This is a genomic window from Microbacterium sp. bgisy189, from assembly GCF_965345345.1.
Lineage (GTDB): Bacteria > Actinomycetota > Actinomycetes > Actinomycetales > Microbacteriaceae > Microbacterium.
On the sequence record NZ_CBDRMZ010000001.1, the window covers coordinates 99,855 to 122,471 of the forward strand.

Annotated in this window: 19 protein-coding genes and 1 tRNA gene; 16 read left to right on the top strand and 4 right to left on the bottom strand. The window is 69.0% G+C overall.

From position 1 onward, the window contains the following. The gene (locus ACSF8R_RS00545; RefSeq protein ID WP_434809889.1) at positions 1–1,137 is read left to right on the top strand and encodes a UDP-N-acetylmuramate dehydrogenase; all 1,137 of its coding nucleotides are present in this window, start codon (positions 1–3) and stop codon (positions 1,135–1,137) included. 16 nt (positions 1,138–1,153) lie between these two features. Here ACSF8R_RS00545 and ACSF8R_RS00550 read toward each other — a convergent pair whose 3' ends face one another. Together ACSF8R_RS00550 and ACSF8R_RS00555 are read right to left on the bottom strand one after the other, a co-directional pair. Then, positions 1,154–2,353 (bottom strand): pyridoxal phosphate-dependent aminotransferase, encoded by a 1,200-nt coding sequence (locus tag ACSF8R_RS00550; protein WP_434809890.1) that lies wholly within the window; start codon positions 2,351–2,353, stop codon positions 1,154–1,156. A gap of 105 nt (positions 2,354–2,458) precedes the next feature. Continuing rightward, complete coding sequence (locus tag ACSF8R_RS00555; protein WP_434809891.1) at positions 2,459–3,757, bottom strand: lipase family protein; 1,299 nt, start codon at positions 3,755–3,757, stop codon at positions 2,459–2,461. 560 nt (positions 3,758–4,317) lie between these two features. Between ACSF8R_RS00555 and ACSF8R_RS00560 the strand changes: the two genes are divergently transcribed. Together ACSF8R_RS00560 and ACSF8R_RS00565 are read left to right on the top strand one after the other, a co-directional pair. Beyond that, positions 4,318–5,493, top strand: coding sequence for a sensor histidine kinase (locus tag ACSF8R_RS00560; protein WP_434809892.1), 1,176 nt, complete (start codon positions 4,318–4,320; stop codon positions 5,491–5,493). Next, on the top strand, positions 5,490–6,110 hold the full coding sequence (locus tag ACSF8R_RS00565) for a response regulator (RefSeq protein WP_434809894.1): 621 nt from the start codon (positions 5,490–5,492) through the stop codon (positions 6,108–6,110). Before ACSF8R_RS00560 ends, ACSF8R_RS00565 begins: the two co-directional genes overlap by 4 nt. 86 nt (positions 6,111–6,196) lie before the next feature. Here the strand turns inward: ACSF8R_RS00565 and aceB are convergent, their stop codons facing one another. Further along, complete coding sequence (gene aceB, locus ACSF8R_RS00570) at positions 6,197–7,855, bottom strand: malate synthase A (protein WP_434809895.1); 1,659 nt, start codon at positions 7,853–7,855, stop codon at positions 6,197–6,199. Positions 7,856–7,993: 138 nt separating this feature from the next. Between aceB and ACSF8R_RS00575 the strand changes: the two genes are divergently transcribed. Further along, positions 7,994–9,469 (top strand): helix-turn-helix domain-containing protein, encoded by a 1,476-nt coding sequence (locus ACSF8R_RS00575; RefSeq protein ID WP_434809897.1) that lies wholly within the window; start codon positions 7,994–7,996, stop codon positions 9,467–9,469. A gap of 74 nt (positions 9,470–9,543) precedes the next feature. Here the strand turns inward: ACSF8R_RS00575 and ACSF8R_RS00580 are convergent, their stop codons facing one another. Beyond that, entirely contained in the window at positions 9,544–11,064 is a 1,521-nt protein-coding gene (locus ACSF8R_RS00580; RefSeq protein WP_434809898.1) for a PucR family transcriptional regulator, read from the bottom strand. An 89-nt stretch (positions 11,065–11,153) separates the two neighbouring features. Here ACSF8R_RS00580 and gabT point away from each other — a divergent pair, with 89 nt between their 5' ends. The 12 genes from gabT (at position 11,154) to rplA (ending at position 22,576) form a co-directional block, all read left to right on the top strand. Continuing rightward, complete coding sequence (gene gabT, locus ACSF8R_RS00585; RefSeq protein WP_434809900.1) at positions 11,154–12,509, top strand: 4-aminobutyrate--2-oxoglutarate transaminase; 1,356 nt, start codon at positions 11,154–11,156, stop codon at positions 12,507–12,509. 54 nt (positions 12,510–12,563) lie between these two features. Then, positions 12,564–13,925 carry a flavin monoamine oxidase family protein gene (locus tag ACSF8R_RS00590; protein ID WP_434809901.1) on the top strand — a complete coding sequence of 454 codons (1,362 nt, stop codon included), beginning with the start codon at positions 12,564–12,566 and terminating at the stop codon, positions 13,923–13,925. Beyond that, positions 13,922–14,806, top strand: coding sequence for a universal stress protein (locus ACSF8R_RS00595; protein WP_434809903.1), 885 nt, complete (start codon positions 13,922–13,924; stop codon positions 14,804–14,806). Before ACSF8R_RS00590 ends, ACSF8R_RS00595 begins: the two co-directional genes overlap by 4 nt. Further along, positions 14,803–16,344 carry an APC family permease gene (locus ACSF8R_RS00600; RefSeq protein WP_434809905.1) on the top strand — a complete coding sequence of 514 codons (1,542 nt, stop codon included), beginning with the start codon at positions 14,803–14,805 and terminating at the stop codon, positions 16,342–16,344. Before ACSF8R_RS00595 ends, ACSF8R_RS00600 begins: the two co-directional genes overlap by 4 nt. Further along, the gene (locus tag ACSF8R_RS00605; protein ID WP_434809906.1) at positions 16,341–17,822 is read left to right on the top strand and encodes an NAD-dependent succinate-semialdehyde dehydrogenase; all 1,482 of its coding nucleotides are present in this window, start codon (positions 16,341–16,343) and stop codon (positions 17,820–17,822) included. The genes ACSF8R_RS00600 and ACSF8R_RS00605 overlap by 4 nt, the downstream gene beginning before the upstream one ends. Positions 17,823–17,860: 38 nt before the next feature. Then, positions 17,861–19,228: an NAD-dependent succinate-semialdehyde dehydrogenase gene (locus tag ACSF8R_RS00610; RefSeq protein ID WP_434809907.1), complete on the top strand. Its 1,368-nt coding sequence runs from the start codon at positions 17,861–17,863 to the stop codon at positions 19,226–19,228. Positions 19,229–19,305: 77 nt separating this feature from the next. Further along, a complete protein-coding gene (locus ACSF8R_RS00615) occupies positions 19,306–19,743 on the top strand; it encodes a pyridoxamine 5'-phosphate oxidase family protein (RefSeq protein ID WP_434809908.1) in 438 nt (145 codons plus the stop codon). 147 nt (positions 19,744–19,890) lie between these two features. Continuing rightward, positions 19,891–19,963: transfer RNA gene (locus ACSF8R_RS00620), tRNA-Trp, on the top strand. Between the two features lie 46 nt (positions 19,964–20,009). Then, positions 20,010–20,273 carry a preprotein translocase subunit SecE gene (gene secE / locus ACSF8R_RS00625; RefSeq protein WP_434809909.1) on the top strand — a complete coding sequence of 88 codons (264 nt, stop codon included), beginning with the start codon at positions 20,010–20,012 and terminating at the stop codon, positions 20,271–20,273. Positions 20,274–20,338: 65 nt separating this feature from the next. Beyond that, a complete protein-coding gene (gene nusG, locus ACSF8R_RS00630) occupies positions 20,339–21,343 on the top strand; it encodes a transcription termination/antitermination protein NusG (protein ID WP_434809910.1) in 1,005 nt (334 codons plus the stop codon). Between the two features lie 97 nt (positions 21,344–21,440). After that, positions 21,441–21,872: a 50S ribosomal protein L11 gene (rplK, locus tag ACSF8R_RS00635; protein WP_434809911.1), complete on the top strand. Its 432-nt coding sequence runs from the start codon at positions 21,441–21,443 to the stop codon at positions 21,870–21,872. Between the two features lie 14 nt (positions 21,873–21,886). Next, positions 21,887–22,576: a 50S ribosomal protein L1 gene (gene rplA / locus ACSF8R_RS00640; RefSeq protein WP_434809912.1), complete on the top strand. Its 690-nt coding sequence runs from the start codon at positions 21,887–21,889 to the stop codon at positions 22,574–22,576. Positions 22,577–22,617: the final 41 nt, after the last annotated feature.

Genomic DNA, 22,617 nt, shown 5'->3' on the forward strand with positions numbered 1-22,617 from the left:
ATGCCCGAGATCACGCCGCTTCCGCTCGCGCAGCTGACCACGCTGCAGGTCGGTGGCGCTCCGACGCGCATGATCGAGGCCCGCACGCGCGACGAACTCGTCGATTCGCTGCGAGCACTGTGGGCGGACGGTGAACCGTGGCTCGTCGTCGGCGGCGGCTCCAACCTGTTGCCCTCCGACGAACCGTTCGACGGCACGATCGTCCTCGTGCGCACGGAGGGGATCACCGAGGTCGCCTCGCCGGTCGAGGGAACCGTGCGGCTGAAGATCGAGGCCGGCCACGACTGGGACGCGGTCGTCGCATACTCGGTCGACCGCGGCCTCGCCGGCATCGAAGCGATGTCGGGAATCCCGGGATCGGCGGGCGCCGCACCGATCCAGAACGTCGGCGCCTACGGGCAGGAGATCGTGCAGACCCTCGTCGAGGTCGAACTGCTCGACGAGTCCACCGGCGACCTGTCTGTGGTGCCGGCATCCGATCTGGGCCTCGGGCTTCGCACCTCGGTGCTGAAGAACCACTACGGCAGCGTCGCTGAACGTGTGGCGGTCATCGTGTCGCTCACGCTCGAGCTCACCGTCGTGGGCCACGACCCGATCCCGGTGCGGGGGGAGCAGCTGCGGCAGGCGCTGCGTCTCGACGACGACGCGCTCGTCACACCCGCGTGGATCCGTGAGACGGTCCTCGCGATCCGTGCCGGGAAGGGGATGGTGCTCGATGCCGGGGACCCCGACACCCGCAGCGCCGGGTCGTTCTTCCAGAACCCCGTGATCTCGGCCTCGTTCGCGCGCACGCTTCCCGACGCGTGCCCGCGCTGGCCGATGGCCGTCGAAACCCGCGAAGATGCCGTCATCCCGCTCCACACCTGGGATGGGCAGCTGCCATCGACGGCAGGCTCCGAGCCCGACGTCAAGGTCAGTGCGGCGTGGCTCATCGAGCACGCGGGATTGCGCAAGGGGTTCAAACTCCCGCGCTCGCGCGCCGGCTTGTCGACCAAGCACGCCCTCGCGCTCACCAACCGCGGCGGAGCGACCGCCGGCGAGGTTGCCGAACTCGCGCGGTTCGTGCAGCAGCGCGTGCAGGCCGAGTTCGGCCTCATCCTGCAGCCAGAGCCGGTGCTGGTCGGCATCGAACTCTGAGCCGACCGCTCCCAGGTCAGGCGAACAGGCGCTGCAGGCGCTGCACGCCTTCGAGCAGAGCGTCGTCGCCGAGGGCGTACGACAGGCGCAGGTAGCCGGAGGGCCCGAACGCCTCGCCGGGCACCACGGCGACTTCTGCCTGCTCGAGGATGAGATCGGCCAGCTCGAGCGTCGTGGTCGGGGTGACGCCCGCCCATTCGCGGCCGAGGAGCCCCCGCACGTCGGGGTACACGTAGAACGCGCCGAGCGGGTTCGGCACCGTCACGCCATCGATCTTCGCAAGCTCCGACACGATCACGCGGCGGCGCCGATCGAACGCCTCGCGCATCTGCTCGGCCTCGGTCTGCGGCCCGGTGAGCGCCGCGAGCGCTGCACGCTGCGCCACGTTGTTCACGTTCGAGCTGAGGTGCGACTGCAGGTTGGCGGCGACCTTGATCGCATCGGCGGGACCGACCATCCAGCCCACACGCCAGCCGGTCATCGCGTACGTCTTCGCGACGCCGTTCACCAGGATCGTCTGGCCTGCGAGCTCCGGCACGGCCTCGACGATCGAGACGGCGCGGGCGCCCTCGTAGATGAGGTTCTGGTAGATCTCGTCGCTGATGACCCAGATGCCGTGCTCCAGGGCCCACTGGCCGATTGCCGCAACCTCGTCGGGCGTGTAGACCGATCCGGTCGGGTTCGACGGCGAGACGAACACGAGCACGGTCGTCTTTTCGGTGCGGGCGGCTTCGAGCTGCTCGACGGTGACCTTGTAGTCCTGGTCGGCACCGGCGAACACCTCGACGGGCGTGCCGTCGGCCAGCGCGATCGCCTCGGGGTAGGTGGTCCAGTACGGCGCGGGAAGCAGCACCTCGTCGCCCGGGTTCACGACGGCCTGGAACGCCTGGTACACGGCCTGCTTGCCGCCGTTGGTGACGATGACCTGGCTCGGCGCGACCTCGAGCCCCGAGTCGCGCAGCGTCTTCGCGGCGATCGCCTCGCGCAGCACGGGCAGCCCGCCGGCGGGTGTGTAGCGGAAGTTCGCCGGGTCGCGCAGCGCCTCGGCGGCGGCGTCGACGATGAACTGCGGTGTCGCGAAGTCGGGCTCGCCCGCCGCGTACGAGATGACGGGGCGGCCGGCGGCCTGCAGTGACTTCGCCTTGGCGTCGACCTTGAGGGTCGCCGACTCGGCGATGTTCGAGAGCTTGCGGGACAGGGGAGCGCGTTCGGTCACGATCTAGAGCGTAGTCGGCGCGCCGGTCGCGGTGTGGCCCCGCAGGGTGCGCGTCGGGCGGATGCCGGGTGTTTCCGGCATCCGCCCGAAAGTGTCGTCACTGCGTCAGGGCAGCCAGCGCAGCGAACTGCAGTTGCCGCTCGTGCGGTCGCCCTCGAGTCGGTCGACGAGCCACTGCTGACTGAGCGCGGCGCGCGTGATCATCGGCGCGAGGTGGTTCAGCCCCGTGCCGCCGCTGCCGACGGGCTGGATGACGGGCACGTATGTCACCGCGACTCCCTGTGCGCACCAGTCCGACGCGAGCTGTTTGGCCTGCGGGTGGGCGACGATGTCGTCCTTCGTGCCGGTGAGGATCTGCACGGGCGCGTTGGGGAGCATGGTGCCGATCCGCTGCTCGGCGAGGCTGTCGCGCACGGCCGGCAGTCGCGCGGCGAGCTGCGACAGGCTCTCGCCCGATGTGGTCCACGACGACGTCTTGTTGAACGCAGTCCCGCTCGTGATGATCGCGTCGCCGATGCAGGCCGCTTTCAGCGCTTCGAGTGTCGAGACGCCCTTCTCGTTCAGTTCGGGCGTCACGGCGGCGGCGAACTCGGCGTCGTACTGGGCCAGACCGTTCAGGGCCCACCCGATGACGCCGGTCAGCGAGGTGCCGTCGGCCGAGCGCAACACCGCGGCGAGATCGGCGGGCGGGGCGCCTGCGAACGTACCCTTGATCGGCAGTTCGGGCGCGTAGGTCGCTGCGAGTTCGGCAGCCGAGGCGACTGCACCGCCTCCTTGCGAGTAGCCGAACAGGCCGATCGGCGAGGACGCGGTTACCGATGCGCCGGGCACGTCGTCGGCGGCGCGGGCGGCGTCGAGGACGGCGTGCCCAGAGTCGAGCCGCACGACGTAGGAGTGGTCGCGATCGGTCGTGCCGAGGCCGATGTAGTCGGTCACGACGACCGCGATGCCGCGCGCGAGGAGGCCGTAGATGCTGGGGATCTCATACCCGACGGCGACGGCGCCCGATTCGACTACGAGCCCCGATTCGAGGGTCTTCGACGGTGCGCACGCGTCGCCCTGGCCCTGGGTGCCCGCGGCGAAGGCGACGAGGGGGCGCTCGCCGTCACCGCGCCAGCGCACGGTGGGCTCGATGTACACGCCCGATGCGGCGGCTGGGGCGCCGTTCATGTCGGTCGTCCGATACATGATGCGGGTGGCAGCGCCCGGCAGCGGTGCGATGCTGCCTCCGAACGAGACGGACGCGGCCAGCTGCATCGGCTCGGCGCGGACGAGCTCGCCGTTGGCGGCTGGCAGGTCGGCGGGTGGGTCGTAGAACGATCCGGTCGTGGCGGTAGCGGGGGAGGTGGCGAGCAGGCTCAGGGTCAATACCCCAGCTGCCGCCCACGCCATCGTGCGTCGCATACGAATCTCCTTTGATGTCGGCGAACAGGCAGGAAGCTAGCGGGCGCGGCGGAGCGGGGATGGGAGTTCTCGGGTTTCCACACAACCGGACAGGCATGTCCGTCAATTCTTTGTCGAGTACTGGGTGTCAGCGCGCATGAAACTCGATCTCACGATGGTGTGTCGGCGGATCGAGATGAATGCTCGAGGTGTCCACCGAATGGTGGACACCGGTTCCGACTGATGGCGGCTGTCGAAGTCTGCGAGCAGACAGGAGGATCGAAGGGTGATCACCACTCGACACCTCGGTGCGATCGACGTCCGCGTCGGTCGCGGCGTCTGTGCGGTGGGGGCCGCACGAACTGGGGGATGCCGCGAATGCTGAGGTACTCCGGGCAGGCATGCCCGTAGTCAGGTGGTCGGCGGGGGAAGGGTGCCGCGTGAGCGAATCATTTCGGCCGATCGCTCACGCGGCGCTCTCGCATGCGCGCACAGCAGACCTTGGCCCGGGCGATGTCGATCCAGGCGGCTCGGTCGTGCTTGACGAGGTGAGTCCCCGGCGCCGCGTAGCCTCTGTGAACATGACGCACACGCGCTGGTGGGACGTTGCCGCCGTCGGCGTGCTCGCGGTGATCGCCGTGATCGCCATCCCCGACGCCGCTGCTTTCGCGGCATTCGCGCCGGCCCTCGTCGCGGTCGCGATCGCGATCGTCGGGCTCGGCTACATCTTCCTGACATACCCCGCAGCCAGAGCAGGGCGCTCCACGCATTTCGTCGCATTCGCGAGTGCGTGCGCGGTCGCGATGCTCATCGGCAATGCGGGCAGCCCGTTCGTCGCGCTGGCGACCGCGCTCGTCAACCCGATCTGCTGGCTGTTGGCGCCGACGCGGCGAGGAGCCGTGTTCGCGACGATCGCGATGGCGGTGGGCATCACCGTGGGGACGTTGATCTCGTCGGGGCTGAATACGCGCGGGCTCTTCCTCGCGAGCATGACCGGTGGCCTCGTCGGCGCGTTCTCGATCGGTATCGGTCTGTGGCTGCGCAGCGTCATGGAGTACGGCGTCGAGCGTGACCGCCTCATCAGCGAGCTCACCGCGGCGCAGGCGGAGGTCGAAGTGCTCAGTCGTGAACGGGGCGCCGCCGAAGCGCGTGAGCGCATCGCGCGTGACCTCCACGACACGGTCACACAGACACTGGCGGGCCTCGTCATCCTCGCCGAGCGGGGCTCGCGACAAGCCGCGGACGGCAGGATCGATGCAGCCACAGAGACGATGTCGACCGTTGAGAACCTCGCCCGCGACGCCCTGCGGGAGGCGCGCGAACTGGTCGTGCACACCGCGGCTGTCTCGTCCGAGACCGCGCTCGCCGATGCACTGGGTCGCCTGACCGAGCGGTTCCGGGTCGAGGTGGGCTTCGCGGTCGACCTGCGGCTCGACGTCGACGCGCCCGTCGACCGTGAGACGCAGATCGTGCTGCTGCGGTGCCTGCAGGAGGCGCTCGCGAACGTGCGCAAGCACGCGGATGCCGGCCGCGTCGAGGTCGAGGTGCGAACGAGCGTCGACGGGTCGGCGTCGCTGACGGTTGCCGACGATGGTCGCGGCTTCGACCCCGCGACGGCGCGCGCCGGGTTCGGCTTGGACGGCATGCGCGAACGGGTGGCGCTCGCGGGTGGCGACTTCGACGTCGTGACACGAGACGGCGGCGGCACGGCGCTCACCGTCAGCCTTCCCGGGCCTCGTCAGGCGGGGACGGCATGATCCGGCTCGTGATCGCCGATGACCACCCCATCGTGCGGGCGGGACTCGTCGGACTGCTCGACGACGAGCCCGGTTTCGAGGTCGTCGGTCAGGCGGCAGACGGGGCCGCCGCCGTCGAGGTGGTCGAAGAGACCAAGCCGGACGTCGTCCTGATGGACCTCCGCATGCCCGTCCTCGACGGCGTGGGTGCGACGACGAGGCTCGTGCAGTCGGGCAGTAGTGCCCGCATCCTCATCCTCACGACGTACGAGTCCGACGATCAGATCCTCGCGGCGATCGAAGCCGGAGCCAGCGGCTACCTGCTGAAGGCGGCGCCGCAGGACGAAATCGTCGCGGGCATCCGCTCGGTCGCCGAGGGGCAGACCGCGCTGTCACCGCAGGTCGCCGTGCGCCTCGTCGAGCGCATGCGGCAGCCCGCCGCGCAGGCGCTCAGCGAACGTGAACTCGATGTGCTGCGCCTGGTGCGCGACGGTCGCAGCAACAAGCAGATCGCCGTCGCCCTCGGGATCGGCGAATCGACGGTGAAGACGCACCTGCTGCGGATGTTCGAGAAACTCGGCGTGAGTGACCGCACGCGTGCCGTCACGCTCGCGATGGAGCGCGGCCTCATCACCTGACGGGGCAGCCGAAAGACGGGCGGACGAAAGGGGCGGATGCCGCAACGCATCCGCCCCTTCGCTGCCCCCCAGCCGGCCGGTGCGGGTCAGTCGGTCTCGGTCAGGTACCGGTTGTAGGCCCCGAGCGTCAAGAACGTCGGGAAGTCGGTGCCCAGTGCCACGTCGCGGAACACCTCGGCCGCCTCGTCGAACCGGTCGCCGTCGGTGCGGTCGACCTCGCCCAACACCTGCTGGATCGACTGCTCGACGTAGGACGGCGTGATCGTGGTGCCGTCTTCGGTCTGGCGGTCCTGGTGGATCCACTGCCACACCTGCGAGCGGCTGATCTCGGCGGTCGCGGCATCCTCCATGAGGTTGTCGATCGCCACAGCGCCCTGCCCGCGCAGCCACGCCTCGATGTAGCGCACTGCGACCGATACGTTGGCATGCACGCCCTCTGCGGTGATCGGCAGTCCGATGTGGCAGTCGATGAGCTGACGCGCGGTCACGTGCACCTCGTCGCGCTGACGCTTCACCTGGTTCGGGCTGTCGCCCAGCACCGCGTCGAACTCGGCCATCGCCACCGGGATCAGGTCGGGGTGGGCGACCCAGGTGCCGTCGAAGCCGTCGCCGGCCTCTCGCTTCTTGTCGGCAGCGACCCGCTCGAACGCCTGGGCGGTCACCTCGGGGTCGCGGCGGTTGGGGATGAATGCGCTCATGCCGCCGATCGCGAAAGCTCCCCGCTTGTGGCAGGTCTGCACCAGCAGCTCGGTGTAGGCGCGCATGAACGGCACCGTCATCGTGACCTTGTTGCGGTCGGGCAGCACGAAGCGTGCGCCGCGCCCGCGGTAGTTCTTGATCATCGAGAAGATATAGTCCCAGCGCCCCGCGTTCAGGCCCGCGCAGTGGTCGCGCAGCTCGAACAGGATCTCCTCCATCTCGAACGCCGCCGGCAGCGTCTCGATCAGCACGGTCGCACGGACGGTGCCGTGCGGGATGCCGATGTATTGCTCGCTGAAGGTGAAGATGTCGTCCCACAGCTTCGCCTCTTCGGCGCTCTCGATCTTCGCGATGTAGAAGTACGGGCCGCGGCCGTTCGCGATGAGCTGCTTCGCATTGTGGAAGAAGTACAGCCCGAAGTCGACCAGCGAACCCGACGCGGAGAGCGTGCGGCCGGTGCGATCGGTGAACTGGATGTGGTTCTCGACCATGTGCCAACCGCGGGGGCGCATCACGATCGTGGGCGTGCGCTGCGCCGTGACGGCGTACTCCTTCCCCTCGGGGGAGGTGTACGAGAGCTGGCCGCGGATCGCGTCGAACAGCGACAGCTGCCCCTCGATGACGTTCCGCCACGTGGGGCTCGTCGCGTCCTCCTGGTCGGCCAGCCAGACCTTCGCGCCGGAGTTCAGCGCGTTGATGGTCATCTTCGGGTCGGTGGGTCCGGTGATCTCGACGCGGCGGTCCTCCAGCCCGGGCCCTGCGCCGGCGACGCGCCAGTCGGCGTCCTCACGGATGTGCGCCGTGTCGTCGCGGAACTGCGGGTCGTGCCCGTTGCCGATCTCGAAGCGACGACGCATGCGGTCGGCGAGACGGTCGTGGCGGCGACCGGCGAACCGGTGGTGCAGCGCGGTGAGGAATTCGACGGCCTCGGGCGTGAGGATCTCGTCGTAGCGGGGTCGCAGTGCGCCGACGATCTCGATCGCGGGCGTCATGCCGGTGTGGAGGGTGGTGGTGATGGGCGCGATGCCCGTTGCGGTGGGAGCCATGGCCCTGTCCTTCTGTGCGTTGTCGGATGCCGGTGACCCGGCGGCTTGCATCCACTTTGGGTGAAGAATGACGCCATGCTTCACCAAATCACGTGTGAAGTTTTGCTGTTCTTCTACGTTCGTGACAGAATTCCGGTCATGACGACCCTGGAGACCCCGGCATCCGTCGACGAGCCGCTCGACGAGGCGGACGCCCTCACGATCGGCCGCCGCATCCGGCAGCTGCGCACGACGCGGGGGATGACGCTCGACGAGCTCGCCACCGCGGTCGAGCGCGCTCCGAGCCAGCTCTCGATGATCGAGACCGGCAAGCGCGAACCCAAACTCACCCTGCTGCGCACGATCGCCAAAGCGCTCGACACGACGATCGACGCGCTGCTGGAGGCGCAGCCGCTCGACGAACGCTCCACGATGGAGATCTCCCTCGAGCGCGCCATGAAGGGACAGACGTTCCAGGCGCTCGGCATCGCGCCGTTCCGCATCGGCAAGGCGATCCCCGACGACGTCCTCAAGGCGCTGCTCTCGCTGCAGGGTGAGATCGAGCGCCTCAACGACGAGCGTTCGGCGACGCCCGAGGAGGCTCGCCGTGCGAACGTCGAACTGCGACACCTCATGCGCACGCAGGACAACTACTTCGCCGAACTCGAAGCGCACGCCCAGTCGATCCTGCAGGCCGTCGACCATCCGGGTGGTCCGCTCACGCAGCGCACCACCTCCGACATCGCGGCGCACCTCGGCTTCACGCTGCACTACGTGTCAGACCTGCCGCAGTCCACCCGCAGCGTCGCCGACATGAAGAATGGGCGCCTGTACCTGTCGAGCACGGTGCCGGCGAAAGCCGACTCGCGCACCGCCGTGCTGCAGGCGCTGTCGAGCCGGATCCTCGGCCACAGCGAGCCGCGCTCGTACGCCGAGTTCCTGCGCCAGCGCGTCGAGACGAACTACCTCACCGGTGCGCTCCTGATCCCCGAATCGCACGCCGCAGGGTTCCTGCAGGACGCGAAGTCACGCCGAGCCATCTCGATCGAAGACCTGCGCGACGCGTACGCCGTGTCGTACGAGACCGCCGCCCACCGCTTCACGAACCTCGCGACACGGCACCTCGACATCCCCGTGCACTTCTTGAAGGTGCACGAATCGGGCACGATCACCAAGGCATACGAGAACGACGACGTGAACTTCCCCGCCGACCGGCTCGGGTCCATCGAAGGTCAGATGTGCTGCCGCAAATGGACGAGCCGCGTCGTCTTCGACATCCCCGACAAGTTCAACCCGTACTACCAGTACACCGACACCGGCAACGGCACGTACTGGTGCACGGCGCGCGTCGAGGCCTCCAGCGAGGGGGCGCACTCGGTGAGTGTGGGCGTGCGCTTCGACGACACGAAATGGTTCATCGGGCGTGATTCGACCAACCGCGGCGTCTCGCGGCACGCCGTCGAGGTGTGCTGCCGTCGTGCGCCGGCCGAGCTCGAGACGCAGTGGCGCGACAAGGCGTGGCCGAACGTCCGCACGCCGCGCACCCTGCTCGCGACCCTTCCCACCGGGTCGTTCCCCGGCGTCGACACCACGGACCTCTACGACTTCCTCGAGACGCACGCCCCGCAGGCCTGACGCCGCGAGACTTCACGAATGTCACGATTCCCGCGCGAAAACGTGACATCTGTGAAGTCTCGCGATCGCCGGGCTCAGCCGAGGGCAGAGAAGGCGGCCCACAGCTGGGCGCGTGCGGGGAAGGACGCGAGGTCGAGTCCGAGGAGCTCCTGCGCCTGCTGCACGCGGGCGCGCACGGTGTGACGGTGCACCCCGAGCGTTCGTGCGGCAGCATCCAGTTGCGCGTCGTGGGCGAGCCATGCCCGCAGCGTCTGCTCCAGTGCGGTGCCCTGCGCACGGTCGTGTTCGCGCACGGGCTGCAGCAGACGCTGGGCGAGTGCCTGCGCGTCGTCGGTGTGCAACGCCGCGAGCATCCCCTGATCGGCAAGATCCGCGAAGCGCGCGGCCTCGCCGGAGCGGGCGCGGGCGTGCGCCGTGCGTGCCTGCCGGTACGCGGTGCGCGCAGCAGACAGCGGATGCCGCGGGGCGATGCCCACGGTCGCGTCGAACTCGTTGGCGATGCGATCGGGCAGCTCGGCGTCGGTGGACACCACAAGCATGCCGTCGTCGATGCGCCCGAAGAACACTGCGTCGTCTGCGGCGCGCACCGCGAGCCAGTCGGATAGCGCGGCGGTGCGTTCGGGCTGCACCGTCGCCCACGCGATGACGACCTCACCCGCCGGCAGTGGTCCCCAGGCCTGCGCCGCGACCCGCGCCACGACGTCGGTGTGTCCGGCGAGCAGCATCGACACCAGTGCCTCTCGCAGCGCGTCGCGTGCGCCGCCGAGCACGACGTTGTGGGCGAGGGCGAGTTCGGCGAGTGCCGTCACGGCCGTGACGAGATCGCGCGCCTCGGTCGCCGGGGTCTCGCCGGCGATCGCGATCACCCCGCTGAGCCGTCCGCCCGATCCGAGCGTCTGCAGCGAGAACGGCACGCCGCCGACGGCGACGCGAGAACCCGACCCGTGTCCCCTCTGCAGCAGGCGCTGCACGTCGACCTGCAGCTCGTCGAGCGCCCCTGCGGGCAGTGAGGCGGCCGGATGCTGTTGCACGAGCGCGCCGGCACCGTCGAACAGGCCGACCCACTGGTCGAGCTGTCGTGCGAGCTCCGTCACGGTCGCCCGCAGCCCGTCGGGGCGCAGCGCCGCGCGTGAGATGGCGCGCTGCGCGTCGAGTGCCCAGCTGCGACGCGAGTACGCCTGAGCGGCGATCGCTTCCGCGTTGGCGCGGGCGACCGCGATGAACGGCGTGCGGTACGGCACTTCGAACAGCGGCATGCCGACGGCTTCGCACGTGCGCAGCAGCGCGGGTGGGATGCCGGCGCGTACGACTTCGGTGCCGAAACCCAGCCCGCGCACCCCGTGCGCCTGCAGGCGCTCGACGTATTCTGCGGCGGCAGCGTCGTCTTCGGCATCGGCGAACTGGGTGCCGGTGGTCAGCAGCACGAGCCCGTCGACGAGGAAGGCGGTGGGATCGGGCAGATCGGAGCTGTGCACCCAGCGCAGGGGAGCGTCGAGGGCGCCTTCGGCCAGACGGGACTCGTCGCCCGCCAGCGTGAGCTGCAGGTCGGGTCGAGCCAGCAATGCGCGCAGGGTGGGTGCGGGGGGAGTCGGCATCCGCTCACCTTCCAGTGTGTACAACGCTGTGTCTGAAATGTACACGACGGCCAGCGACTGCCGGGTCCGTCGTCCCTACGCTGGTCGCCATGACCGCAGACACCCTCGCCACCGCTCCCGTCGGCGGCCCCTCGCTGCCGCAGGAGCGTCGCCTCGTCACCGCCATCCCCGGCCCGCGCTCGCAGGAGCTGCTCGCGCGCAAGGCCGTGGCCGTCGCCGCCGGCGTCGGGCACACCGTTCCCGTCGCGACGGTCGCCGCGGGCGGCGGCGTCATCGTCGACGCCGACGGCAACTCGCTCATCGACCTCGGCTCCGGCATCGCCGTCACCACGGTCGGTGCCGCACACCCCAAGGTCGTCGAGGCGATCGCCGCGCAGGCCGCGCAGTTCACCCACACGTGCTTCATGATCTCGCCGTACGACTCCTACGTCGCCGTCGCCGAGGCCCTCAACCGGCTCACCCCGGGCGACCACGAGAAGAAGAGCGCGCTGTTCAACTCGGGCGCCGAGGCCGTCGAGAACGCGGTCAAGATCGCCCGCAAGCACACCGGCCGTCAGGCCGTCGTCGCGTTCGACCACGCGTACCACGGCCGCACGAACCTCACCATGGCGCTGACGGCCAAAGCCATGCCCTACAAGAGCGGCTTCGGCCCCTTCGCGTCGGAGATCTACCGGGTCCCCGCGTCGTACCCGCTGCGCGACGGCCTCACCGGGCCCGACGCAGCGGCTCGGGCCATCACCCTCATCGAGAAGCAGATCGGCGCCGACAACCTCGCCGCCGTCATCATCGAGCCCATCCAGGGTGAGGGCGGATTCATCGTGCCCGCCGACGGGTTCCTGCCCGCCGTCGCCGAGTGGTGCACCGCCAACGGCGTCGTCTTCATCGCCGACGAGGTGCAGTCCGGCTTCGCCCGCACCGGCGCGATGTTCGCGAGCGAGCTGTTCGGCGTCGTGCCCGACCTCGTCACCACCGCGAAGGGCATCGCGGGCGGCATGCCGCTCGCCGCTGTGACAGGACGCGCCGAGATCATGGATGCCTCCCACACCGGCGGCCTCGGCGGCACCTACGGCGGCAACCCGGTCGCGTGCGCGGCGGCGCTCGCCGCCATCGACGCGTACGAGACCGAGGGGCTCGTCGAGCGCGCGCAGCAGATCGGCGACCGCATCCGCGCCCGCTTCACCGACCTGCAGGCCACCGATGCCCGCATCGCCGAGGTGCGCGGCGCCGGCGCGATGATGGCGGTCGAGTTCGCCGATCCGGCCACCGGCGCCCCCGACGCGGCGCTCACCGGCGCCGTCGCGAAGGCGTGCATCGCCGAGGGCGTCGTCGTGCTCACCTGCGGCACGTTCGGCAACGTCATCCGCTTCCTGCCGCCGCTCACGATCGGCGACGCGCTGCTGGACGAAGGCCTCGACGTCGTCGCCGCCGCGCTCGCCGCGAACTGAGCGTTTCGTCTCGCTTCGCTTGCTCAACGACCGAGGGCCATCAAGGAGAATCCCATGAACACCATCGCGCGCGATGTCGTCGTCATCGGCGCCGGTGCTGCCGGCCTGACCGCAGCCAACGAACTGAAGAAGGCGGGGCTGTCGGTCGTCGTGCTCGAAGCGCGCGACCGTGTCGGTGGGCGCCTGTGGACCGACGTCGTCGACGGCGCCATGCTCGAGGTCGGCGGCCAGTGGGTCTCTCCCGACCAGGATGCGCTCAAGGAGACGCTCGCCGAACTGGGACTGGAGACCTACAGCCGCTACCGCGAGGGCGAGTCGGTCTACATCGGCCGCGACGGCGAACTGACCCGGTTCACCGGTGAGATCTTCCCGGTCGCTCCCGAGACCGAGCGCGAGATCGTGCGGCTCATCGAGGTGCTCGACGCGCTCGTGGCGCAGGTCGACCCCGACCAGCCGTGGGAGCACCCCGACGCCGAGGCCCTCGACCGCATCTCGTTCGAGGCGTGGCTGGAGGAGCAGACCGACGATCAGGAGGCGCGCGACAACATCGCGCTGTTCATCGCCGGCGCGATGCTCACCAAGCCCGCCTACGCATTCTCGACGCTGCAGGCGCTGCTCATGGCGGCCAGCGCCGGCAGCTTCAGCAACCTCGTCGACGCCGACTTCATCCTCGACGAGCGCGTCGTCGGTGGCCTGCAGCAGGTCCCGCTGCTGCTTGCCGAGCGCCTCGGTGAGGACGTGCGGCTCGGCCACCCCGTCCACACGATCGAGTGGGGCGAGCACGGCGTCATGGTGCTCACCGACGGCGGGCTGGTCGTGCGGGCGCGGCACGCGATCCTCGCCCACGCGCCGATCCTCTACCCGTGGATCGAGTTCACCCCGCCGCTGCCGCGCCTGAAGCAGCAGATGCACCAGCACATCTCGATGGGCTTCGTCATCAAGGTGCACGCGGTCTACGACCGTCCGTTCTGGCGCGAGCAGGGCCTGTCGGGCACCGCGTTCAGCCCGTATGAGATCTCGCACGAGGCGTACGACAACACGAACCACGGTGACGAACGCGGCACCCTCGTCGGCTTCGTCTCCGACCGCAACGCCGACGATCTGTTCCGCGTCTCGGCCGAGGAGCGCAAGGAACGCATCCTCGAATCGCTCTCGCACTATTACGGGCCCGAGGCGAAGACCCCGCTCGTCTACTTCGAGAGCGACTGGGGCGCCGAGGAGTGGACGCGCGGCGCGTACGCCGCGAGCTTCGACCTCGGCGGGCTGCACCGCTACGGCGCCGACCTGCGCACGCCGGTCGGACCGATCCACTTCGCGTGCAGCGACATGGCCGGCGCCGGGTACCAGCACGTCGATGGTGCCATCCGCATGGGGCGCCTGGTCGCGAGCCGCATCGTCGAGGAGCGTCAGGCATGACCGGACGCGTCGTCGTCGGCTACACGGCGACCAAGACCGGTCGCGACGCGGTCGCCGTCGGCGCCCGCCTGGCCGCGGCGACCGGCGCGATCCTCGATGTCGCGATCATCCTCCCCTCGCCGCGCAGCGTCATCACGCCGCCCGACGCGTCCTACGGGCGGATGCTGCAGACGCAGGCGAAGGAGTGGATCGCCGGCGCGATCGACCGCATCCCCGCCGAGGTGACCGCGCATGCGCACGTCCGTGCGAGCGAGTCCTTCGCCGAGGGCCTCAACGAGCTCGCCGACGAGCTCCACGCGACCCACATCGTCGTCGGTGCCGCCGACGGCGCGTCCCGCGGACGCCACCGGCTCGGTGCGACCACGAGCGAGCTCGTCCACTCTTCGGATGTGCCGGTCGTGCTGGTGCCGCGCGGCGCTCGCAAGGTCGCCGCCGAGGTCGGCATCCCGCGACTCACGGTCGCCGTGGGCACCCGCCCCGGCGCCGACGCCCTCATGAGCGACGCGTCGGCGCTGGCTGCCGCGACGGGCGCGTCGGTGCGCCTGCTGTCCCTACTCGCGGTCGACCTGCCGCCCAGCGCCGACACCGGTGCGATCCGCATCGCAGGCTCGACGGCCGCTCGCGATGTGCTCACTGCGGCCAAGACGACGCTGCCCGACGGGCTCGAGGTCGACGTCACCGTCGCCGAGGGCGACAGCATCGAAGATGCCGTCTCGCACCTCGACTGGCATCCGGGTGAGTTCCTGCTCGTCGGCTCGAGCCGCCTTGCACAGCCCAAGCGGCTGTTCCTCGGGTCGACCGCGGCCAAGATGCTGCACGAGGTGCCGGTCCCGGTCATCGTCGTGCCTCGCACTCGCACCGGCGAAGGAGCCCCCGCATGAGCGCGCCAACGCCGGCACCAGGCACCGAAACGACCTCCAACAAGGGACTCTCGCCCGGCACGGTCGGCATGATCGGCGCCGTCGTGATCGGCATCTCGACGATCGCGCCGGCCTACACCCTCACCGCATCCTTGGGGCCCACCGTCTCCGAGGTCGGGTTCCAGGTGCCGGCGATCATCCTCGTCGGCTTCATCCCGATGCTCCTGGTCGCGTTCGGCTACCGCGAGCTCAACCGCGCCATCCCGGATGCCGGTACGTCCTTCACGTGGGCGACCCGAGCGTTCGGGCCGTGGATCGGCTGGATGGCCGGCTGGGGGCTGGTCGCGGCGACCGTCCTGGTGCTCTCGAACCTTGCGGGCATCGCGGTCGAATTCCTCTTCCTGCTCATCGACCAGCTCGCGGGCAGCCCCGGGTGGATCGCCGACCTCGCGTTCAACCCGTTCATCAACGTCGGCGTGTGTCTGCTGTTCATGCTGGGCGCGACGATCGTCTCGTACCGCGACCTGCAGACGACGCAGCGTCTGCAGTACTTCCTGGTCGGGTTCCAGGTGCTCGTACTCGTCATCTTCTCGGTCGTCGCCCTCGTGCACGTCGCGAACGGCACCGCGTTCGACGCGAGCCCGATCGAGCTGAGCTGGTTCGACCCGTTCGCGGTCGGTTCGCTCACCGCGGTCGTCGCGGGCCTGTCGCTGTCGATCTTCATCTTCTGGGGCTGGGACGTCGTCCTCACGATGAACGAAGAGACGAAGGACCCCGAGCGCACGCCCGGGCGAGCCGCGACCGTCACGGTCCTCATCGTCGTCGCGCTCTACCTGCTGATCTCCCTCTCGCTGCTCTCGTTCGCCGGGGTCGGCACAGGGGAGTTGGGCCTCGGCAACGAAGACATCCAGGCGAACGTGTTCTTCTACCTGTCGGGGCCGGTGCTGGGGCCGCTCGCGTTCCTCGTGTCGCTCGCGGTGCTCACCTCGTCGGCGTCGTCGCTGCAGTCCACCGCGGTCGGCCCTGCCCGCACGCTGCTCGCGATGGGGTACTACGGCGCCCTGCCGCCGGTGTTCGCCAAGGTCAGCCCGCGCTTCTTCACTCCCGGGTTCGCGACCGTCGTCTCGGCCGTCGTCGCGTCGGTGTTCTACGCCGTCATGCGTCTCATCAGTGAGAACGTGCTGTGGGACACGATCACCGCCTTGGGCATGATGATCTGCTTCTACTACGGCCTGACCGCATTCGCGTGCGTCTGGTACTTCCGCAAGCAGTGGTTCGACTCGGCGCGCAGCTTCTTCTTCACGTTCCTGTTCCCGCTGGTCGGCGGCGCGATCCTCGCCGTCCTGTTCGTCATCACCCTCGTCGACAGCGCCGACCCCGCCTACGGCAGCGGCTCGAACGTGGGCGGACTGGGGCTCGTGTTCATCCTCGGCGTCGCCGTCATCCTCGTCGGCATCGTCATCATGATCTGGCAGTCCGTCGTGCGCCCGGGGTTCTTCCGCGGCGAGACCCTGTCGATCGAAGCCCCCGAAAGCCTCAGAAAGGGACGTCACGCATGAGCGTCGCCATCGACACCGCCCCCACGACGGAGCAGGCGCTGCTGGAGCGCATCCCCACCGGCCTCTACATCGACGGACGATGGCAGGATGCCGAGGCCGGCCGCACCTTCGCGGTCATCGACCCGGCCACAGGCGCGCCGATCGCGCAGGTCGCCGACGCGACGCCGGAAGACGGCATCCGCGCCCTCGATGCCGCCGTTGCCGCACAGGCGGCGTGGGCCGCCACCGCTCCGCGGACGCGTGGCGAGATCCTGCGTCGGGCGTTCGATCTCGTGCAGGAGCGGGCCGATGAGATCGCGATGCTGATCACGCTCGAGATGGGAAAGCCGCTGGCCGAAGCGCGTGGCGAGGCCGCCTACGGTGGCGAGTTCCTGCGCTGGTTCGGTGAAGAGGCGGTGCGCATCAGCGGGCGCTTCGGACTCAATCCCGAGGGCACCGGGCACATGGTCGTCTCGCAGCGGCCCGTCGGTCCCTGCTTCTTCATCACCCCGTGGAACTTTCCGCTCGCGATGGCGACCCGCAAGATCGCTCCGGCGCTCGCCGCCGGCTGCACGGTTGTCGTGAAGCCGGCCGAACTGACCCCGCTGACCACGCTCCTGTTCGTCTCGATCCTCGAAGAGGCGGGTGTGCCGGCCGGCGTCGTCAACGTCGTCACGACGACCCGTTCGGCCGATGTGTCGGCGCCGATCATCGCCGACCCGCGCCTGCGCAAGCTGTCGTTCACCGGGTCGACTCCGGTCGGCCGCAAGCTCATCGCGCAGGCCGCTGAGGGCGTGCTGCGGGTGTCGATGGAGCTCGGCGGCAACGCACCCTTCGTCGTCTTCGACGACGCCGACCTCGACAAGGCGGTCGACGGGGCGTTGCTGGCGAAGTTCCGCAACATCGGGCAGGCATGCACCGCGGCGAACCGCTTCATCGTGCACGAAGACGTCGCCGAGGAGTTCGCGGCCCGTCTCGCTGACCGCGTCCGCGCCATGCGCATCGGGCGGGGCACCGACGACGGTGTGCAGATCGGGCCGCTCATCGATGACCGGGCGGTCGAGAAGGCGGCATCCCTCGTCGCTGACGCCGTTGCGCGCGGCGCGACCCTGCACGTCGGGGGAGCGGCCGTGGACGGCCCCGGCACATTCTTCGAACCGACCGTGTTGTCGGGCATCGCCGCCGGGAGCGAGATCCTCAGTGAGGAGATCTTCGGCCCGGTGCTCGCGATCGCGACGTTCACCGACGAGGATGAGGCCGTGCGCATGGCGAACGACACCGAGTACGGGCTCGTCTCGTACGTGTTCACGTCGGATCTGGCGCGCGGTCACCGCATGATCGATCGCATCGACACCGGCATGATGGGGCTCAATACGGGCGTCGTCTCCAACGCGGCCGCCCCGTTCGGCGGCGTGAAGCAATCGGGTGTGGGTCGCGAGGGCGGCCTCGAAGGCATCCACGAATTCCTGTCCACGAAGTACACCCTGATCCCCGCGTGAGCGGGCCGGTCGCACACCACCACGAGAGGGAAGCAACCATGACCGACTACTCGATCGTCAACCCCGCAACGGGCGAGACCCTCGCCACGTACCCGACCGCCACAGACGCTGACGTCGAGCAGGCGATCGCCGCGGCCGATGCCGCGTACCGCGGTTGGGCGCGCACGTCCACCGGTGCGGAGCGCGCCGAGGGGCTGCGCAAGGTCGCACAGCTGCACCGTGAGCGCCGCGACGAGCTGGCGGCGATCATCGTGCGCGAGATGGGCAAGCCGCTCGCAGCGGCGGAGGGTGAGGTCGACTTCGCCGCCGACATCACCGAGTACTACGCCGACCACGTCGACGCGATCCTCGCCGACACGCCGTTGACGATCGAGGGCGACGGCACCGCTGTCGTGCGCAAGGCGCCGCTGGGCGTGCTGTTGGGCGTCATGCCGTGGAACTTCCCGTACTACCAGGTCGCCCGCTTTGCGGCGCCGAACGTGCTGCTCGGCAACACCATCCTGCTCAAGCACGCACCGCAGTGCCCCGAGTCGGCGGCGGCGATCGAGACGATGTACCGGGATGCCGGCTTCCCCGAGGGTGTGTACGTCAACGTCTATCTCACCAATGAACAGGCCGCCGACGTCATCGCCGACCCGCGCGTGCAGGGTGTCTCGGTCACCGGTTCCGAGCGGGCCGGTGCGGCCGTCGCCGAGGTCGCGGGTCGCAACCTCAAGAAGGTCGCGCTCGAGCTCGGCGGCTCCGACCCGTTCATCCTCCTGTCGACCGACGACCTCGACGCCGTCGTCGAGCAGGCGGTGGCGGCGCGGTTGGACAACGTCGGGCAGTCCTGCAACGCCGCGAAACGCTTCATCGTCGTCGACGAGTACTACGACGCGTTCGTCGAGAAGTTCGCCGCGGGGATGAGCGCCGCTGTCGTCGGCGACCCGTTCGCCGAAGACACCGTGCTCGGGCCGCTGTCGTCGCTCGCGGCCGCCGAGCGGCTCGATGAGCAGGTGCAGCACGCCGTCGCGCAGGGCGCTGAAGTCGTCGTCGGCGGAACGCGCGACGGCGCGTTCTACCCGGGAACCGTGCTCACCGGTGTCACCGAAGAGATGGACCTGTACCGACAGGAACTGTTCGGTCCGGTGGGCGTCGTCTACCGCGCGAGCGATGAAGACGATGCCGTGCGCATCGCCAACGGCACGCCGTTCGGCCTCGGCTCGTACGTCTTCACGACCGATGCCGCGCAGGCCGAGCGCGTCGCCGACCGTATCGAGGCGGGCATGGTCTACATCAACCTGGTTCTCGCCGATGAGGCGGGACTGCCGTTCGGCGGCGTCAAGCGCAGCGGCACCGGCCGCGAGCTGGGCCTGCTGGGTGCAGACGAGTTCGTGAACAAGAAGCTCATCCGTACGGGAGCGTGAGCCGCACGCCAACGGGGCGGCGACCGATCTCGGTCCCGCCCCTTTCGCCGCGCGGCGGACATCGAGAAGATGGGGGTATGGAAGAACGCGGCGATCCGGTCACCCACCTCTCCGAGCAGGCGTGCTGGGACCATCTTGCGCAGCAGGAACTCGGGCGACTCGTGACGCGGGTAGGCGACGTGCTCGACATCTTCCCGGTGAACTTCGTGGTGGATGCCGAGACGATCGTGTTCCGCACCGCTGAGGGCAGCAAACTCACCGAGCTGACCATCAACGACGAGGTGCTGTTCGAGGCGGACGACCACACCGAGCGCGATGCGTGGAGCGTCGTCGTCCGGGGCACCGCGCACCGGCTGGAGACCGGCGCGGAGATCGAGGCGGCCGACGCGCTGCCCCTGAAGCCATGGATCCCGACCTTGAAGTTCAACTACGTGCGCATCAAGGCACATGCGTTGTCGGGTCGCGCGTTCTCGCGCGATGAGGAGCCCGATCGCGGTGGCGTCCAGCCGTATTGACTCGCCCGCCGCGATTCGCGCGGGCCTGCGACCATGACGTACACTGGACGACGCAGTTGTCTGCATGCTTTCGCCATGCCTGGGAGTCGGATTCGGTCCGGTCACGGCTACGGTGGGAAGGCAGGCACCCCGGGTCGAAAGACCTCTAGGGCGGTAGCTCAATTGGCAGAGCAGCGGTCTCCAAAACCGCAGGTTGCAGGTTCGATTCCTGTCCGCCCTGCGCGTCAGCACACAGCTGGCACACGAAAAGTCATACAGGTGGGTTGATGGTCCAGGACGAACCGAAGGGCGAAGTCGTCGCCGCGAGCGATGCACCCCGCGAGAAGAAGCTCAACTTCTTCCAGCGGATCGCCCTGTTCATCCGCCAGGTCTTCGCCGAGCTCCGCAAGGTCGTCACTCCGACCCGTCAGGAGCTGCTGAAGTTCACGGGCGTGGTGCTCGGTTTCGTCGTCGTGATGATGGCGATCGTCTACGGGCTCGACCTCCTGTTCACCTGGGTGGTCAACGTCGTCTTCGGCGTGCCGAGCTGATCGGGATCACCGACAGCCCGGATGCGGGACGACCGACATCCAGCCTCCGATGGAAGAGAACGCAAGTGTCTGAAAGATATGTCGACGACGCCGATTGGGCGACGGCCGCTGAGCAGTCCAGCGAGGACGATGAGGCGCAGGAGGGCAACGTCCTCGAGAGCCAGGAGCGCTCCGCCGACGCCGCCGAGCACACGGCGATCCACATCGTCGACGAGGACGGCGACGACGAAGACGGCGTCGACCACGACCTCGACGACATCGACACCGACGACCCGGAGGCAGACGCGATCGTGAACGACGCACTCGAGATCGACCAGACCGCTGAGGCCGAGGCCGCCGCCGAGGTGCTCGAGGACTCGCTCGCTGAGGAGCAGGCCGAGCAGGCCGCCGCGCACGCCGACGACATCACGCCCTACGACGGCCCCGAGCTCGGCGACGACGAAGAGCCCGAAGACCCGTACGAGGCGTTCCGGGCAGACCTGCGCATGATGCCCGGCAAGTGGTATGTCATCCACTCCTACGCCGGCTTCGAGCGCAAGGTGAAGGCCAACATCGAGCAGCGCAAGTCGACGCTCGAGGTCGAGGACGACATCTACCAGATCGAGGTCCCCATGGAGGACGTCGTCGAGATCAAGAACGGTCAGCGCAAGATGGTCACGCGCGTCCGGATCCCCGGCTACGTGCTCGTGCGCATGGAGCTCAACGAAGACACCTGGTCGGTCGTGCGCCACACGCCCGGCGTCACCGGCTTCGTCGGCAACGCCCACAACCCGACCCCGCTGCGCTTCGAAGAGGCCTTCAACATGCTGAAGTCGCTCGTCGAGGTCAAGGAGGTCGCTCCGGCGAAGGCGGGTGCCGCCAAGGGTGCCGCCACGCAGGCCCGCTCGGTCGTCACCGAGGTCGACTTCGAGGTCGGCGAGACCATCACGATCAAGGAAGGCTCGTTCGCGGGCCTGCCCGGTTCGATCAGCGAGATCGACGCGCAGCGCGGCAAGCTCACCGTCCTTGTCTCGCTCTTCGAGCGCGAGACCCCCGTCGAGCTCTCGTTCGACCAGGTCACCAAGCAGTAAAGGATTCCGGAGCCGCGCGCTCCGGTGCAGACACCGCCGCCACACGGGCGCGCGGGAGAACGGATGCCTGGCATCCGATTCGTTGAAAGGAAAAAGAATGGCACCGAAGAAGAAGGTGACCGGCCTGATCAAGCTTCAGATCAACGCCGGTGCAGCCAACCCGGCGCCGCCGATCGGCCCCGCGCTCGGTCAGCATGGCGTCAACATCATGGAGTTCTGCAAGGCGTACAACGCCGCGACCGAGTCGCAGCGTGGCAACGTCATCCCCGTTGAGATCACCGTCTACGAGGACCGCAGCTTCACGTTCCTCCTGAAGACCCCGCCGGCCGCGGAGCTCATCAAGAAGGCCGCAGGCGTCCCCAAGGGGGCGGCGAACCCGCTGACGACCAAGGTGGGCAAGCTCACCAAGGAGCAGGTCCGTCAGATCGCCGAGACGAAGATGCCCGACCTGAACGCGAACGACATCGAGGCCGCCTCGCTGATCATCGCCGGCACCGCCCGTTCCATGGGCATCACGGTCGAAGGCTGAGGGGAAGAACGATAATGGCAAAGTCCAAGGTTTACGAGGCCGCCGCGGCGAAGATCGACCGCGACAAGGTCTACACGTCGGATGAGGCCGTCGCCCTCGCCAAGGAGACGGGTTCGAAGAAGTTCGACTCCACCGTCGAGGTCGCCCTCAAGCTCTCCGTCGACCCGCGCAAGGCGGACCAGATGGTTCGTGGCACGGTCATCCTGCCCCACGGCACCGGCAAGACCGCTCGCGTCATCGTGTTCGCGACCGGCCCTGCCGCCGAAGCCGCCATCGCAGCCGGCGCCGACGAGGTCGGTGGCCCCGAGCTCATCGAGAAGGTGGCCGGTGGCTGGACCGCGTTCGACGCGGCCGTCTCGACCCCCGAGCTCATGGGCCAGGTCGGTCGTCTGGGTAAGGTGCTCGGTCCCCGTGGCCTCATGCCCAACCCCAAGACCGGCACCGTGACCCCCAACCCGGCCAAGGCCGTGGAGGAGATCAAGGGCGGCAAGATCGAGTTCCGTGTCGACAAGCACGCCAACGTGCACTTCGTCGTCGGCAAGGCGTCGTTCACGGCCGAGCAGCTGGGCGAGAACTTCAACGCCGCGATCGAAGAGATCGTGCGTCTGAAGCCGTCGAGCTCGAAGGGCCGCTACATCCAGAAGGCTGCGATGTCGACCACGTTCGGCCCCGGCATCCCGCTGGACGTCAACGCGCTCGCCTGACAACGGTGATCGAGTGCCGCGCGCAGCGCGGTGTATCGAGA

Coding starts and splice junctions, on each gene's coding strand:
- ACSF8R_RS00545 (WP_434809889.1), top strand. CDS start 1: ATGCCCGAGATCACGCCGCTTCCGCTCGCGCAGCTGACCACGCTGCAG.
- ACSF8R_RS00555 (WP_434809891.1), bottom strand. CDS start 3,757: ATGCGACGCACGATGGCGTGGGCGGCAGCTGGGGTATTGACCCTGAGC.
- ACSF8R_RS00560 (WP_434809892.1), top strand. CDS start 4,318: ATGACGCACACGCGCTGGTGGGACGTTGCCGCCGTCGGCGTGCTCGCG.
- ACSF8R_RS00565 (WP_434809894.1), top strand. CDS start 5,490: ATGATCCGGCTCGTGATCGCCGATGACCACCCCATCGTGCGGGCGGGA.
- aceB (WP_434809895.1), bottom strand. CDS start 7,855: ATGGCTCCCACCGCAACGGGCATCGCGCCCATCACCACCACCCTCCAC.
- ACSF8R_RS00575 (WP_434809897.1), top strand. CDS start 7,994: ATGACGACCCTGGAGACCCCGGCATCCGTCGACGAGCCGCTCGACGAG.
- ACSF8R_RS00580 (WP_434809898.1), bottom strand. CDS start 11,064: ATGCCGACTCCCCCCGCACCCACCCTGCGCGCATTGCTGGCTCGACCC.
- gabT (WP_434809900.1), top strand. CDS start 11,154: ATGACCGCAGACACCCTCGCCACCGCTCCCGTCGGCGGCCCCTCGCTG.
- ACSF8R_RS00590 (WP_434809901.1), top strand. CDS start 12,564: ATGAACACCATCGCGCGCGATGTCGTCGTCATCGGCGCCGGTGCTGCC.
- ACSF8R_RS00595 (WP_434809903.1), top strand. CDS start 13,922: ATGACCGGACGCGTCGTCGTCGGCTACACGGCGACCAAGACCGGTCGC.
- ACSF8R_RS00600 (WP_434809905.1), top strand. CDS start 14,803: ATGAGCGCGCCAACGCCGGCACCAGGCACCGAAACGACCTCCAACAAG.
- ACSF8R_RS00605 (WP_434809906.1), top strand. CDS start 16,341: ATGAGCGTCGCCATCGACACCGCCCCCACGACGGAGCAGGCGCTGCTG.
- ACSF8R_RS00610 (WP_434809907.1), top strand. CDS start 17,861: ATGACCGACTACTCGATCGTCAACCCCGCAACGGGCGAGACCCTCGCC.
- ACSF8R_RS00615 (WP_434809908.1), top strand. CDS start 19,306: ATGGAAGAACGCGGCGATCCGGTCACCCACCTCTCCGAGCAGGCGTGC.
- secE (WP_434809909.1), top strand. CDS start 20,010: ATGGTCCAGGACGAACCGAAGGGCGAAGTCGTCGCCGCGAGCGATGCA.
- rplK (WP_434809911.1), top strand. CDS start 21,441: ATGGCACCGAAGAAGAAGGTGACCGGCCTGATCAAGCTTCAGATCAAC.
- rplA (WP_434809912.1), top strand. CDS start 21,887: ATGGCAAAGTCCAAGGTTTACGAGGCCGCCGCGGCGAAGATCGACCGC.